10 protein-coding genes are annotated in these 13,696 nt (G+C 46.2%); 8 read left to right on the plus strand and 2 right to left on the minus strand.

Annotation, left to right across the window (positions count from 1 at the left end):
- Positions 1-42 precede the first annotated feature (42 nt).
- Both MKY24_RS10970 and MKY24_RS10975 read left to right on the plus strand, forming a co-directional pair.
- Positions 43-1,443, plus strand: coding sequence for an MFS transporter (locus MKY24_RS10970; RefSeq protein WP_023988322.1), 1,401 nt, complete (start codon positions 43-45; stop codon positions 1,441-1,443).
- 87 nt (positions 1,444-1,530) lie between these two features.
- The gene (locus MKY24_RS10975; RefSeq protein ID WP_023988323.1) at positions 1,531-2,535 is read left to right on the plus strand and encodes a LacI family DNA-binding transcriptional regulator; all 1,005 of its coding nucleotides are present in this window, start codon (positions 1,531-1,533) and stop codon (positions 2,533-2,535) included.
- A 99-nt stretch (positions 2,536-2,634) separates the two neighbouring features.
- On the opposite strand, the gene poxB is transcribed toward MKY24_RS10975, so the two are convergent.
- Positions 2,635-4,359 carry a ubiquinone-dependent pyruvate dehydrogenase gene (poxB, locus tag MKY24_RS10980; protein ID WP_028542396.1) on the minus strand — a complete coding sequence of 575 codons (1,725 nt, stop codon included), beginning with the start codon at positions 4,357-4,359 and terminating at the stop codon, positions 2,635-2,637.
- 314 nt (positions 4,360-4,673) lie between these two features.
- On the opposite strand from poxB, the gene MKY24_RS10985 reads away from it, so the two are divergent.
- The 3 genes from MKY24_RS10985 (at position 4,674) to MKY24_RS10995 (ending at position 8,776) form a co-directional block, all read left to right on the plus strand.
- On the plus strand, positions 4,674-6,167 hold the full coding sequence (locus MKY24_RS10985; RefSeq protein ID WP_023988325.1) for a tagaturonate reductase: 1,494 nt from the start codon (positions 4,674-4,676) through the stop codon (positions 6,165-6,167).
- Between the two features lie 17 nt (positions 6,168-6,184).
- A complete protein-coding gene (locus MKY24_RS10990; protein ID WP_013310046.1) occupies positions 6,185-7,684 on the plus strand; it encodes an altronate dehydratase family protein in 1,500 nt (499 codons plus the stop codon).
- A gap of 234 nt (positions 7,685-7,918) precedes the next feature.
- A complete protein-coding gene (locus tag MKY24_RS10995; RefSeq protein ID WP_028542395.1) occupies positions 7,919-8,776 on the plus strand; it encodes a hypothetical protein in 858 nt (285 codons plus the stop codon).
- Between the two features lie 195 nt (positions 8,777-8,971).
- Here MKY24_RS10995 and MKY24_RS11000 read toward each other — a convergent pair whose 3' ends face one another.
- A complete protein-coding gene (locus MKY24_RS11000; RefSeq protein ID WP_028542394.1) occupies positions 8,972-9,862 on the minus strand; it encodes a hypothetical protein in 891 nt (296 codons plus the stop codon).
- Positions 9,863-10,115: 253 nt separating this feature from the next.
- On the opposite strand from MKY24_RS11000, the gene MKY24_RS11005 reads away from it, so the two are divergent.
- Genes MKY24_RS11005 through MKY24_RS11015 form a run of 3 tightly spaced genes read left to right on the plus strand, consistent with a single transcriptional unit; the run spans position 10,116 to position 13,653 of the window.
- Positions 10,116-11,078 (plus strand): ABC transporter permease subunit, encoded by a 963-nt coding sequence (locus tag MKY24_RS11005; RefSeq protein ID WP_053325304.1) that lies wholly within the window; start codon positions 10,116-10,118, stop codon positions 11,076-11,078.
- Between the two features lie 14 nt (positions 11,079-11,092).
- Entirely contained in the window at positions 11,093-11,980 is an 888-nt protein-coding gene (locus tag MKY24_RS11010) for a carbohydrate ABC transporter permease (RefSeq protein WP_028542392.1), read from the plus strand.
- A 26-nt stretch (positions 11,981-12,006) separates the two neighbouring features.
- Positions 12,007-13,653: an extracellular solute-binding protein gene (locus MKY24_RS11015; protein WP_028542391.1), complete on the plus strand. Its 1,647-nt coding sequence runs from the start codon at positions 12,007-12,009 to the stop codon at positions 13,651-13,653.
- Positions 13,654-13,696: the final 43 nt, after the last annotated feature.

Here is a 13,696-nt window from a genome sequence, read left to right on the forward strand (position 1 = left end):
AGATATGTGAAAATAATTACAAACATAGAGGAGTGTGTAGGTATGGGAGTGCCTATCGTGCAGGAGAGCGTCCAAACTGACAACAAGACAGGCGAGCATATTAGCCTGAAAGAAAAGATTTCGTATGGTATGGGTGACTTTGGAAACGGATTCATGTTTGATTTGGGGCAGTTGTATTTGCTGAAATTTTTTACAGATGTAGCAGGGGTTTCTGCAGGAGCCGCCGCAGGCATTTTCTTGGTCAGCAAGCTGTTTGCCGCCATCTGTGATCCCATTGTCGGGTCCTTTGTTGATTATCGCAAACATATCGGTGCACGTGGAAAATTTAGGCCTTTTCTTATCGTTGGAAGCGTTATCCTTGCAATTCTTACGGTTCTAACCTTTATTTCGCCGAATATTTCCCCCACAGGAAAACTCATTTACGCCTATGCGTCCTATATGATCTGGGGGATCGGCTACTCTATTGTAAACATTCCATACGGCTCGCTGGGTGCCGCCATTACGCAGGATACTCATCAGCGTGCTTCATTGTCATCTTTCCGTCAGGCAGGATCTCTGGGCGCATTATTTGTCACCAGTGTCGTTGTCATGCCGCTTATTTTACTGTTTCCTAACCATCATGTTGGCTATCCGGTTGTGATGGGGATTATGTCACTCATTGGTGTGATCGCTTTCATCATATGTTACCGAGGAACGAAAGAACGTATTATTAGCCAGTCCGGGCCAAAAGAGAAGCTATCTATAGGCGTTATCGTGCATACCTTTACGAATAACAAGCCTTTGCTGGTACTCGTTTTGATGACGATTTTCACCATATCCGCGTACAATATTAAGTCCGCACTGCTGATCTATTTTGCCGAATATAACTTGGGGCATGTAGAATTAATGGCTTATATGAATTTTATTATTATCGGTTCGTCGCTACTGGGTGTGTTGTTCCTGCCCAAGCTGGTACGGCGCTTCGGTAAACGAAAAACAGCTATACTGGGGATGCTGGTTAGTGTCATTGCCGACTCTATTAACTTTTTCATGCCTTCAAATGTATATATTTTCACAATCCTGGCCAGTATTTCGTTCATTGGTATTAGTATTCCTAACGGGGTTACCTGGGCATTCGTGTCCGATATCATTGATTATGGCGAATGGTCATCCGGGGAGCGTAAGGAAGGGATTACTTACTCGTTATTTAACTTTTCACGTAAGTTGGCTCAATCCTTGTCTGGCTTTCTATCGGGTATTGGACTAGCGCTCATCGGGTATGTTCCGAATGTGGTTCAGTCCTCTGGAACGCTGCTTGGGATCAAGGCATTACTTTGTCTCTATCCGGCTGTTGCCCTGGCTTTGGCCATGCTGGTCATCGGTAAAATGTACAAGCTGACTGACAGTAGACATGCAGAAATGGTTCAAGAGTTACAGCGTCGACATGCGGACAACCGCGTATAATTTGTGAAAGTCTTCTTTTCCGGGCGGCTCCTGTGGTATGGTGGGTATATAATTTTTTTAGAGCCTCACTAAGGAAAGGATACGTATATGGCAGCTACCATTAAAGACATTGCCAAATTGGCTAATGTTTCCCATACAACCGTCTCCCGGGCGCTCAATAATAGCCCGCTGATTAAAGAAGATACGAAACGCAAAATTATGGAGTTGGCAGAGCAACTCAATTACATTCCAAATTTTAATGCCAAAAGCCTGGTTCTCCAGCGCTCGCATACGATAGGCCTGTTTTTCACCAGTATTTCAGAAGGCACCAGCTCCAGTTTTTTTGCGGATACCATCCGCGGAGTTAATCATGTCATCGGGGTGGATTACAATTTGTTTGTGCGAGGAATTGACGATTACGCCGATTTTTCGGCCATTCACCACAAGCGTTTTGATGGTATCATTCTGATGAGCCAGAGCGAGGCGGACAACCCTTTTATTTATCATGTGCTCGGTCAAGGTATTCCGCTTGTTGTACTGAATCGGCAGGTGTCCGGTGCGGGGATTGTAAATGTGATCTCTAATGATAAGGAAGGGTCCTATGAAGCGGTCTCCTTTCTCGTTGAAAGCGGGCATGAACGCATTGCGATCATCGAAGGGGTAGAAGGCTTCAAGTCTACCCAGCAACGCCGTGAGGGTTTTATGAATGCGTTGATTGATAGTGGTAAGCCGATTCGACATGAATATATCGTGCAAGGTCATTATGATACTGAAAGCGGAAGCCAGGCAATGAAGCAACTGCTTTCCTTGCAGGAGCCGCCGACAGCGGTATTTTGCTCTAACGATGATATGGCTATTGGGGCCATGAATGCGGTATTCGAAAACGGCTTGAAGGTACCAGAGGATATCTCAGTCATTGGTTTTGACGATATCGGGTTCTCAATGTATACGACTCCACCGTTAACAACGGTCAAAAGACCGATTGAGCAGATAAGTGAGCGCGGAGCCGCCTGCATTCTGGAACGAATTCAGTCACCGTCCAATGAGGGTGAGCTTATATTTATGGAGACTGCGCTTATGAAACGGAAATCAACGGCAGGCAGACCACGCTGAGTTTCGTTTTATTAACAGGCAGGCCAAAGGGGTAGAAACCATGCTAAATGTATGGTTTCTGCCCCTTTTAGGTTGAAATGCGCTCTGCTTCGTCTGGATTTAACGAAAGAGATTGGTTTTAGCCAGTTCCACAATCTCGTCACCGCGTCCGTTCAACATCGCTTTCATCATCCACAGTGTAAATCCTTCTGCTTGTTTAAGATTAATTTTGGGTGGCATAGATAGTTCCTGACGGTTCACCACCACGTCTACCACAACAGGGCCATCATGAGCCAATGCTTGCTGAATGGCATCCTCCAGCATTGCTGGATCTTCAACCCGGATGCCCTTGAGCCCCATGGCTTGCGCTACAGCACCAAAATCAGGATTCACCAGTTCAGTGCCGTTTTCCAGGAATCCGGCTGCTTTCATTTCCAGCTCGACAAAACCGAGAGCGCCATTATTGAAAACAATGACTTTAATAGGCAGCTGATGCTGCTTCAGAGTGAGCAGGTCGCCCATCAGCATCGTGAGCCCGCCATCGCCTGAGAGGGCAATCACTTGTCGGTCAGGCTCAGTAGCCTGCGCTCCGATTGCCTGCGGCAGCGCATTTGCCATCGTGCCATGGTTGAACGAGCCGAGAAGCCGACGCTGACCGTTCATCTGCAAATAACGCGCAGCCCATACAGTGGGAGTACCGACATCACAGGTGAAAATAGCATTTTCCTGCGCGGCGTCACTGATGACCTTGGCGAGATATTGGGGATGGATCGGCGTATGACCTGGTTTACCGACGGCAAGGTCATCCAACTCCTGGCGTACCTTGGTATAGTGGGAGACGGTTTTCTCTAGATGCTTGGAATCATGCTCTGACGTTAAATGCGGTAGCAGCATTTCCAATGTGGCTTTTACATCCCCGCATAAACCATACGTCAACGGAGTACGTCTGCCGAGATGGGCTGGCTCTATGTCTACCTGTAGGACAATCGCATCTTCAGGGTAAAATTGTCTGTAAGGAAAGTCTGTTCCGAGCATAAGCAGGACGTCACAATCCATCATCGCATGGTACCCGGAAGAATACCCGATCAGTCCCGTCAATCCAGCATAGTAAGGGTTGTCATACTCCAGATATTCCTTGCCTCGCAGAGCAGATACCATAGGGGATTTTAACTTGTCGCATAGCTGCATGAGCAATTCATGAGATTGTGCACAGCCGGCGCCGCATAGTAACGTAATTCGTTTGCCTTTATTCAAATATTCGGCCAGTCTGGAAATTTCGGAAGCTGACGGATGCACTACAGGTGCAGTGGGATGGTAGACATGTTCAGGGACGGGTACCTTTTCCGCCTCCAAAGCTGCTACATCACCGGGAAGAACAATGACGGAGACACCTGAACGTGAAATTGCCTGTTGAATGGCCATGGTCACCGTTCTGGGAATTTGACGCGGTGTCGTAATAACCTCACAGAAGTGACTGCATTCTCCGAAAAGATGCTCAGGATGCGTAGCTTGAAAATATTCACTTCCGATTTCGTCGCTTGGAATATGAGCGGCAATAGCCAGTACAGGCACCCGATTGCGGTGGCAATCATATAAACCATTAATCAGATGCAAATTTCCGGGACCACTACTTCCAGCACATACAGCAATGCTACCACTAAGGTCAGCATCCGCTCCGGCTGCAAAGGCAGCCACTTCTTCGTGCCTTACATGAATCCATTCGATTTGACCATTGCTGCGAATGGAATCAACCATATTATTTAGAGAGTCTCCAACAATGCCATAAACCCTCTTGACCCCTGCATTGACCAAAACTTGTACAATAGTATCTGCGATTGTCTTCATAGATGTTCCTCCTGCCTAGTAAGTAGTGTTATCCTGCCCGTGCTTTCTTGCGTCTATTCTCCTGAAATGTATATAAGAACAAGGTCTCGGGATAGGGTGATAGTTAGCCTTAACCGTCTTGGATCAGGTGCGAAACAACAGAAAAAGGACGATATACTTGCAAATTTTTATATAAACGTATATGTTAACGTGTTCATATTATTGTCATTATTATTTTTTTAAACTAAAAATATTGATAAAACTATTTTGTTAACGTGTGCATTGTGATAAAATAACGATGAAATCATTATGGTAATTGTGGGAGGTTACTCCGGATGAAACAAGTAGATGAATTAGACCAATTAAACAGAAAAAGCTTTATCGTAACAGACCCGCATCCTGTGAGGGTGCTGCAATTCGGGGAAGGGAACTTCCTGCGTGCTTTTGTAGACTGGCAATTTGACAAAATGAATAAGCTGGCAGAATGGAATACGGGAGTTGTGATTGTACAACCGCAGCCAGGAGGCCTCGTGGAGAAGCTTAACGAGCAGGATGGCCTGTATACGGTTATTCTTGAAGGGATTAAGGATGGGAAGGCCATGAAGGAGCATACCGTTGTGGAGTGCGTCACTCGTGGGATTAATCCATACGGCTCTGATTTTTCCGAGTATGAAGCATTATCCCAAAAGCCGGAGCTGCGTTTTGTCGTGTCGAACACGACGGAAGCGGGGATCGCTTATGCACCAGAGGATCAATTGGAAGATCGTCCGCAAAAGAGCTTTCCAGGCAAGCTAGCCGCCTTTCTGTACAAGCGCTTTCAATTCTTCGGGGGCGATCAGAGCAAGGGACTGGTGATCATTCCGTGCGAGCTCATCGACCGTAATGGAGACGCTCTCAAGGAAATCGTACTGAAATATGCGGACCAATGGAAGCTTGGGGCCGAGTTTATTGCATGGTTGGAGGAATCGAATACGTTCTGCAACAGTTTGGTCGATCGGATTGTACCTGGTTATCCCAAAGACCGGATTCATGAGATTCAAGCAGAATTGGGTTACAAGGACGATTTGGTTGTTGTGGGCGAACAGTATCATTTATGGGTTATTGAAGGGCCACAGTGGCTTAAAGAAGAATTACCTGCTCATTTGGCCGGATTGAATGTACTGATTGTCGACGATATGGCGCCATACCGTACACGGAAAGTACGCATTTTGAATGGAGCACATACGGCGCTTACCCCTGTAGCTTATTTATATGGCCTGGACACGGTGGGGCAGGCGGTCGAGCATGATATTATGGGAAACTTTATCCAGTCGCTGATTCGAGAAGAAATTATTCCGACACTGGACTCGCCAGAAGCGGAATTGAATGTATATGCCGACGATGTTATTGAACGATTCCGTAATCCCTATGTAAGTCATTATGTTATGAGTATCGCACTAAATTCGGTGTCCAAGTTCAAGACACGGAACTTGCCATCCTTGCTCCAGTATGTGACACAGCGTAAGGCGTTGCCTGCCAAAATTGTATTTTCGCTGGCGTCCTTGCTCGTATTTTACCGGGGTGACAGAAATGGCGAGTCGATTGCGTTGGCAGACGAAGCTGAAGTGTTGAGTACGTTTGGTGAACTGTGGAGTAAATATGACGGTACTCTCGCCGGGGCGAAGCAATTGACTGCGCTGGTACTTGGCCGGCAGACATGGTGGGGGCAAGACCTGAACCAGATCGAAGGACTGGCTGAACAAACGGCACAGCACGTGTATGAAATTACAAGCAGAGGAATGAAGGAGACGCTCGATTCTCTAACCGGGAACAGCGTGCCCAGAGCATAAGCAAGGAGGAGACCGGAATGCTGGAGTTCATTCAAATTCATGATCAAGATAACGTGGCTGTCGCCTTGCGTGATTACAAGCAGGGAGAGACACTGGCGTGGGGAGCACAAGAAGAACAACGAGTGGAGCTAGCCGAGGATGTAGCACGTGGGCATAAAATCGCCTTGCAGGATATAGCTGAAGGTGGGCATGTTCTGAAATACGGATATCCCATCGGTCATGCCATTCAGCCCATTCAGGCAGGACAGCATGTGCATACGCATAATACGAAGACGAACCTGACAGGCGTGGAGGAGTACACTTATAAGCCTAAGCCAGCTCCTCATTTATATGAACAGGAGAGTCGTACGTTTCAAGGTTTTCGGCGAAAGGACGGCCGTGTGGGGATTCGCAATGAGTTGTGGATTGTGCCGACGGTCGGCTGTGTGAACGGGATCGCTGAACTTATTTTAAACCGTTTCAAGCAGGAAGCGGGAGATATTTCACCTTTTGAAAATGCACTGGTGCTCAAGCATAACTATGGTTGTTCTCAGTTGGGTGACGATCATGCACATACGCGCACGATTTTGATCGATGCTGTGAAACATGCGAACGCAGGTGGTGTACTTGTACTGGGTTTGGGCTGTGAGAACAATGAGATGAAAGAATTTAAGGAAGCCATCGGAGAATATGATTCGGAGCGGGTAAAGTTTTTGCTTTCCCAGGATGTGTCGGATGAAGTAGAGGAAGGGGTAAGGCTGCTTCATGAAATTTTTGCGGCCGTGCAAGAAGATCGGCGGGAACCTGTACCTTTGTCAGAGCTGAACATCGGATTGAAATGCGGTGGATCTGATGGCTTATCGGGTATTACTGCCAACCCACTACTCGGACGATTGTCGGATTATATGGCCGCGCAAGGTGGAACAACGGTATTAACAGAAGTACCTGAAATGTTCGGCGCGGAGACGATTTTAATGGAGCGCGCTGCCGATGAGCAAGTATTTAATAAGATCGTACATCTGATTAACGATTTCAAACAATATTTTCTGGATTACAAGCAGCCAGTATACGAAAATCCGTCACCGGGCAATAAAGCAGGGGGCATCACGACGCTGGAGGATAAATCACTGGGCTGTACGCAAAAATCCGGGTCTTCCACGGTCACTGATGTCATTCAGTACGGGGAGCGTCTCAAGACCAAGGGACTCAACCTACTCAGCGCGCCGGGGAACGATCTAGTGGCATCTTCAGCTCTCGCCGCAGCAGGCTGCCAGCTTGTCATTTTCACAACCGGACGCGGTACGCCGTTTGGCTCCTTTGTTCCGACGATGAAGGTCTCAACCAACTCGCCGTTGTATAAGGCTAAACCTCATTGGATCGACTATAACGCCGGTTCATTGGTGGAGGATGTCAGTATGGAAGATGCGCTCCGCAACTTTGTCGATTACATCGTCGATGTAGCCAGCGGAACCTGGGTGAACAATGAGAAAAACAATTTCAGAGAGCTCGCTATTTTTAAAAACGGTGTTACGTTGTAAAAGGCTGAAGTGTAAGGGAGGCGGAATTATTCCGCTTCCCTTTTTGAGTTTGTATGCTTCTAAATAAGCATGTTAGAAAAATTGGAATATATTATCATAATGTACTTGTCACATGCTTGAATTTATGGTATAACTTAATTACGTAATAAATACGTAATTAAGTTATTTTTAGATAGGATTTAGATCTTACTTTTATTTGGTGAATATAGAAAGTCGGACAAGGAGGCGGGAACGGTGGATGATCTTGTTCACTCCGACATCACAGATCTAGACACACTTGTTAACATGATTAAGCTGTCTTTTTCATTTGCGGATGGTGCCAATATGATTGCTTTATGCGACCAGCTGTATAGCCATGTCAACCAAAAGTATCAGGAATTGCAGCTCTACAAAGCGCGCAAGAAACCTATACAACCCATACATACCAAACGGCCGCTAGTCTACTACTACGGCTACAGTCATCTTATGAAAGGCATGGCCTTCCAAAAACAGGGCAAGTATGAGGCCGCTCGCGATTGCATCGAAAAATATGCAGAATTGGGCTGGTTTAATGGTCTCGATCAATATGGGGAGGCAGAGGTAGAATATTACCGCTATGCTGCCAGAGCTAATTTGTATGCCCTTGATATTTTGTCAGGTCATGCCGAAGTGTTGCAGGAATACATCGAATTTCTTCGTAACAATCCGGAAGAACTGTTACCGGGGCTTCTTTCCATCGTTGAGGGAGCGTCGAGATACGACTATCCTTTAGAGGCTGTGCTAGAATCATTTGCCGAACAAATTGAAGGTTTTACATATTTTGAAGAGCCTGTGAATGTATCTTATTATTTTCGCTTCTGCTATCAACTGGCTCTTTATTATATCAAGCAACAACAGTTTACGGTTGCGTTGGGCTATATCCTGCAATCTCTCATGCTGTCCGATACCCTGGGTATGGAACATGAGCATGAGTTTAGGAAATGTACTGCTATATTTGAAATTTTCAGATCCCAAGCTACAGCAACACAGCAAGACCAATATATAACTATTTTAAAAGGAGTGTTAAAGGATGAAAAAATTGATTTCACGCCCTCTGTCGCTCAGTCTGTTTAGTTTGCTAGTGTTTGTTACAAGTCATGACCTCATCACGGTGTTTTATCATGGAGCCAATCATTAAGAAGGCAGAAGTAAAGTAGAAGTACACCCAATAGCAAGTAAGCTCATTAAGATCAGGGCTTACTTGCTATTTGGCGTATTATGAAGACCGATCATAACGTATATATAACGTGGCACATGTCCCAAAAATATTTAAGCTGTTGTAGGTTTATGCAGCAAACCTTGTTCTGATGGATGCAATGAAATCCTTGTCTGTTGGTAAACGGCGAATGGTTCTTCCGTACTGTATGGTCTGCTTTTTAACGCTGCATCCAGTGCCCGTAGCAAGGAACCTATGAATTGCTCTGGAGAAAAGAAAATGCTTTTCCCGACCATATGAATGTGAAGCTCGTTATGGTCACGGTTGCTTACAGACAGCAATATACCTTGACCCTGGAAACCCGTACCGATTGCGCGTATTTTGTTTATACCCGAGAGTAGCATTTCCGTTTTCACCGCACGCCCCTGTTCCTCTACAAATACAGAAATCAGGCGTTTGTCTGTAACGATAACAATTTGGTTACCCCGAAACGTATGGCTCAGGTGTAGAAAATCTTTATATACCCCAATAGTCTGCTCATGCGGAGAAACAATCCCCATCCGTACAAACTCCTCCAGCTCAGTGACATCGGGTTCCTGATGATTTTTAATTCGTTTTTTGATACTGAACTGAATAGTCAGGATGCCCAAGATAGCTATGAGAAAAGCGCTAAGTCGGACATTAAATATAAAGAACATCAGGACAATAAGGCCGCCTACTAACCACTGTCCCCAAGTTAGATAGCGCAGCTTTTGTTGTACCGTACGGCGATAATAACCGTAGCCCTTTCCCGGTTGATACTCTTTGGTAAACTTTGTCATACCACGCATCATGCTTAATCCATAGACGGATAAAATTGTCATCGCGAGCGCCAAGAGCGTCATAAGCCATTCCTGAACTGCAACGCCAACTAAAGTACACAGACCAAACATGATGAGCCCCGCCCAGCAGGCAACCTTTTTAATTCGAACCTGTTTCTGAATCGAACGAACCAATTCTTCCATTCTTAATCCTCCTGATCTAGGTATATAGGTAATGATTGGAATCACATATAGTCTTATCGTACCATCTGATAGTCTTTTTCGTAAATTAATAGATGTAAAAATCCAAAGGATGGAAGAAGATTTTCGCGTATAGTCAGATCCCCACCTGAACTTTAGATACCAAAATCGAAAAATCCAGTACTACTCATTCGAAGCAGAAGCCTCTAAAATAATAAATGTAAGTGCTTACATTACAAAGAAGGGAGGTCTTCGTATGAGAACAGGATGGAAGAATCCGCAGCCACAGCCACCGGTTCGATCGGGTAGAGGGGCATCACTAGCGCGCAAATGGGTTCAACAAAGACATTTGCAGACTATGGCGCTGCTTGGGGTGGTTTGGATGATTATTTTCCATTACATTCCGATGTACGGCATTTTGATTGCTTTCAAACATTTTGACATCATTGGTACCCTATCAAGCGCACCTTGGGCGGGGTTAGAGCATTTTCGGGCCTTTTTGGAGGATGATAACTTTTGGTACATTGTCAAAAATACACTGGGCATTAGCCTACTCAAGCTGGCCATCGGGTTCCCGTTGCCTATTGTATTTGCTCTATTCCTGAATGAAATACGATCTACTCGGTTCAAAAAATCTATTCAGACCATTTCATACCTTCCTCACTTTTTATCTTGGGTCATTCTTGGCGGGATCTTAACGACGTGGCTGGCAGATACCGGGATGATTAATCAACTGTTGCTAGCCTGGGGTTGGATTGACCAGCCGATCAGTTATTTGGCAGAGCCGAGCTATTTTTGGGCTATCGTCGTTAGCTCGGATATCTGGAAGGAGCTTGGATGGTCAGCTATTATCTATTTGGCAGCAATGGCGGGGGTATCTACAGACATGTACGAAGCGGCCACCATTGACGGGGCCGGACGGTTTCAGAAAATGTGGTACGTCACCCTTCCCGCTATCAAGGGGACAATATCTATTTTGTTTATTTTGGCGGTTAGCGGCATATTGAACTCCAACTTCGATCAAATTCTCGTCCTGCGTAACTCGCTGAATGAAAGTACAAGTAATGTAGTTGATATTTATGTGTATCAGGTGGGCATTCAGCAGGGCCGTTTCTCGTATTCTACCGCGGTGGGTTTGCTGAAATCGGTTCTTGCTCTCATTTTGCTGCTAATTGCCAATTCGGTGACCAAGCGGGTGAATAATACATCTCTATTTTGAAGGAGGACGGCTGCATGCAGCTATTGCAACGCAGAACAGCAGGCGAAGCGATATTCGATTTCATGAACAACGTCTTCATGCTGATCATTTGTTTTGTCACGTTGTATCCCGTGTGGTATGTGCTGGTGAACTCCTTTAACGAAGGAGCAGACGCTATGCGGGGCGGCATTTACTGGTGGCCGAGGGTCTTCAGTCTGGGCAGCTATCAGGCTGTGTTTGCCAACAACGGTATTATGACCGCGATGGGGGTGACTATTGCCAAGACGCTTATCGGCACGATTGTTCATGTGTTTTTTACTGCCATGATTGCATATGCATATTCCCGTAGGGAGCTGATCGGGCGCAAGTTGTATATGCTGATTGGCACCATTACCCTGTTTTTCGGTGGGGGATTGATTCCAACCTATTTGCTGATACGTGATCTTGGACTGCTGGACAGCTTTTGGGTGTACATCATTCCTGCGATGTTCAGTTTTTTTGACCTTATTATTTTTATGGCTTTTTTCCGAGAACTGCCGGATGCACTGGAAGAGGCGGCGAAAATAGACGGTGCGAATGATTTTGGTATCTTTTGCCGGATCGTGCTTCCTGTATCTATGCCGGTAGTAGCGACGATTGCGTTGTTTCATGGGGTATACCAGTGGAACGATTATTTTACCGGAATGATTTATATTAATAATACGGATCTTCAGCCGATTCAAACGTATTTGTACCGGGTTGTTGCCCAATCTAGCTCTAATCAGATGATGGCTGCTGCACCGGGAATTGTTGCCCAGTCCGTCACTTCGCAATCGATCAAGCTGGCGACGATGGTCGTGACGACACTGCCTATTGTACTGGTATATCCTTTTCTGCAAAAATATTTCGTCAAGGGTCTGATGATCGGCTCGATCAAGGGTTAGCACATCATCCAAGGGGGAGATTTATAATGAACATTCGCAAATGGCAGAAGGGGCTGTTGGCCTCTGTTCTGCTGGTGGGTTTGCTCGCGGCATGTACGTCCGGTGGAGGCGGTACTGTCACGGAATTGAAGGACGAGAAGACCAAGGCTACGGCAGATGCACCGGGATGGAAGGCGGATATGGAGCCGATTACGTTTGACTGGTATTTGAACTTTTCCTGGTTCCCGAACAAGTGGGGGACGGATATGACCTCGAAGTATGTTACGCAAAAGACCGGGGTCAGCGTCAATTTTATCGTACCCGCAGGGAATGAAAATGAAAAGCTCAACACCATGCTGGCCTCCGGCAAGCTGCCTGATTTTGTCACGCTTGGTTGGGGAGAGGACGCGGTCAAAAAAATGATTGAGGGCAAGATGGTGCTTCCGCTCAACAAGCTGGCCGAGAAATACGATCCGTATCTGATTAAAATAGCTGATCCGGCGAAAATGTCCTGGTATCGCCAAACGGACGGGAATGTTTACGGGTATCCTAACGCTTCTTCTTCGCCACAGGATTATCAAAAATACGGCCAAAATTTTGTTTCCAACCAGACGTTTATGGTTCGGAAAGATATGTACGAGGCGATCGGCAAGCCGGATATGAGAACACCGGAAGGATTTTTGAAAGCGCTTCAAAAAGTGAAAGAGAAATTTCCAGAGGTTAACGGTCAGCCTCTTATCCCGATGGGATTCCACGAATTTACGGATAACGGAAATTATTCTTTTGAAGACTATTTACTTAACTTCCTAGCCATTCCTCATGAAAAAGACGGCAAGCTATACGATCGTCGTTCGGACGAAGAGTATATTCGCTGGCTCAAAACATTCCGTCAAGCAAATGAGCAGGGCCTGATCGCCAAGGACGTATTTATCGACAAACGTCCGCAAATGGAGGAAAAGGTGGCACAGGGCCGATATTTTGCCATGTTATATCAGCGCTCTGACTTTGCCACACAACAGGTAATGTTATATGCGAAGGACCCGAACTCCGTCTATATCGCGGTGGATGGACCTTCGAACAGTAAGCTGGACCCGCCGACGCTGGCTGGGCCGGGTATTTCCGGCTGGACGGTGACGCTTATTTCGAAGGATGTCAAAGACAAGGAGCGGGCTATTGAATTTCTGACTTATCTGATTAGCGAGGAAGGAAACCGCGATCTGTATCTGGGGGAGCAGGGCAAGCTGTGGGACATGGTTAACGGTAAGCCAGCCTTCAAGCCAGAGGTGCAGGAGCTGCTGAACAAGGATCGTTCTGCTTTTGATAAAAAATATGGAGCCTCCTTCACCTTCTGGATGCTGATGGATACGAATATGAATTTGCAGTGGGCGCCGCCCAGCGTCGAGCCGTATAAGCAGCCAGAGGATTGGACGAAAGGCAAGACGAAAGGCTTCTCCCAATATGACAATATCAAACCGACCGGAACTTCGGCGGAGGGCATTGCGTCAGGCCAGATAGATAAAATTTGGGGCAAGACATTGCCGAAGCTGCTGCTGGCTTCCTCAGATGAGGAATTCGACCAGCTGTTTGCTCGCTTTTTGGAAGATCGCAGAAAAGCAGGATATGACAAAGTTATGGCCTATCAGCAAAAAGCCTATGAGGAAAACCTTAAGAAAATTGAACAGTTCACCAAATGATTTAATTCGATGACTTAATCTATTGAACCCCTAAGGATGTGAT

This window comes from Paenibacillus sp. FSL P2-0322, from assembly GCF_037975315.1.
Classification (GTDB): Bacteria; Bacillota; Bacilli; order Paenibacillales; family Paenibacillaceae; genus Paenibacillus; species Paenibacillus polymyxa_B.

What these genes read in the sequence shown, in the direction of transcription:
- MKY24_RS10970 (WP_023988322.1), top strand. Translation starts at nt 43, where the DNA reads ATGGGAGTGCCTATCGTGCAGGAGAGCGTCCAAACTGACAACAAGACA.
- MKY24_RS10975 (WP_023988323.1), top strand. Translation starts at nt 1,531, where the DNA reads ATGGCAGCTACCATTAAAGACATTGCCAAATTGGCTAATGTTTCCCAT.
- poxB (WP_028542396.1), bottom strand. Translation starts at nt 4,359, where the DNA reads ATGAAGACAATCGCAGATACTATTGTACAAGTTTTGGTCAATGCAGGG.
- MKY24_RS10985 (WP_023988325.1), top strand. Translation starts at nt 4,674, where the DNA reads ATGAAACAAGTAGATGAATTAGACCAATTAAACAGAAAAAGCTTTATC.
- MKY24_RS10990 (WP_013310046.1), top strand. Translation starts at nt 6,185, where the DNA reads ATGCTGGAGTTCATTCAAATTCATGATCAAGATAACGTGGCTGTCGCC.
- MKY24_RS11000 (WP_028542394.1), bottom strand. Translation starts at nt 9,862, where the DNA reads ATGGAAGAATTGGTTCGTTCGATTCAGAAACAGGTTCGAATTAAAAAG.
- MKY24_RS11005 (WP_053325304.1), top strand. Translation starts at nt 10,116, where the DNA reads ATGAGAACAGGATGGAAGAATCCGCAGCCACAGCCACCGGTTCGATCG.
- MKY24_RS11010 (WP_028542392.1), top strand. Translation starts at nt 11,093, where the DNA reads ATGCAGCTATTGCAACGCAGAACAGCAGGCGAAGCGATATTCGATTTC.
- MKY24_RS11015 (WP_028542391.1), top strand. Translation starts at nt 12,007, where the DNA reads ATGAACATTCGCAAATGGCAGAAGGGGCTGTTGGCCTCTGTTCTGCTG.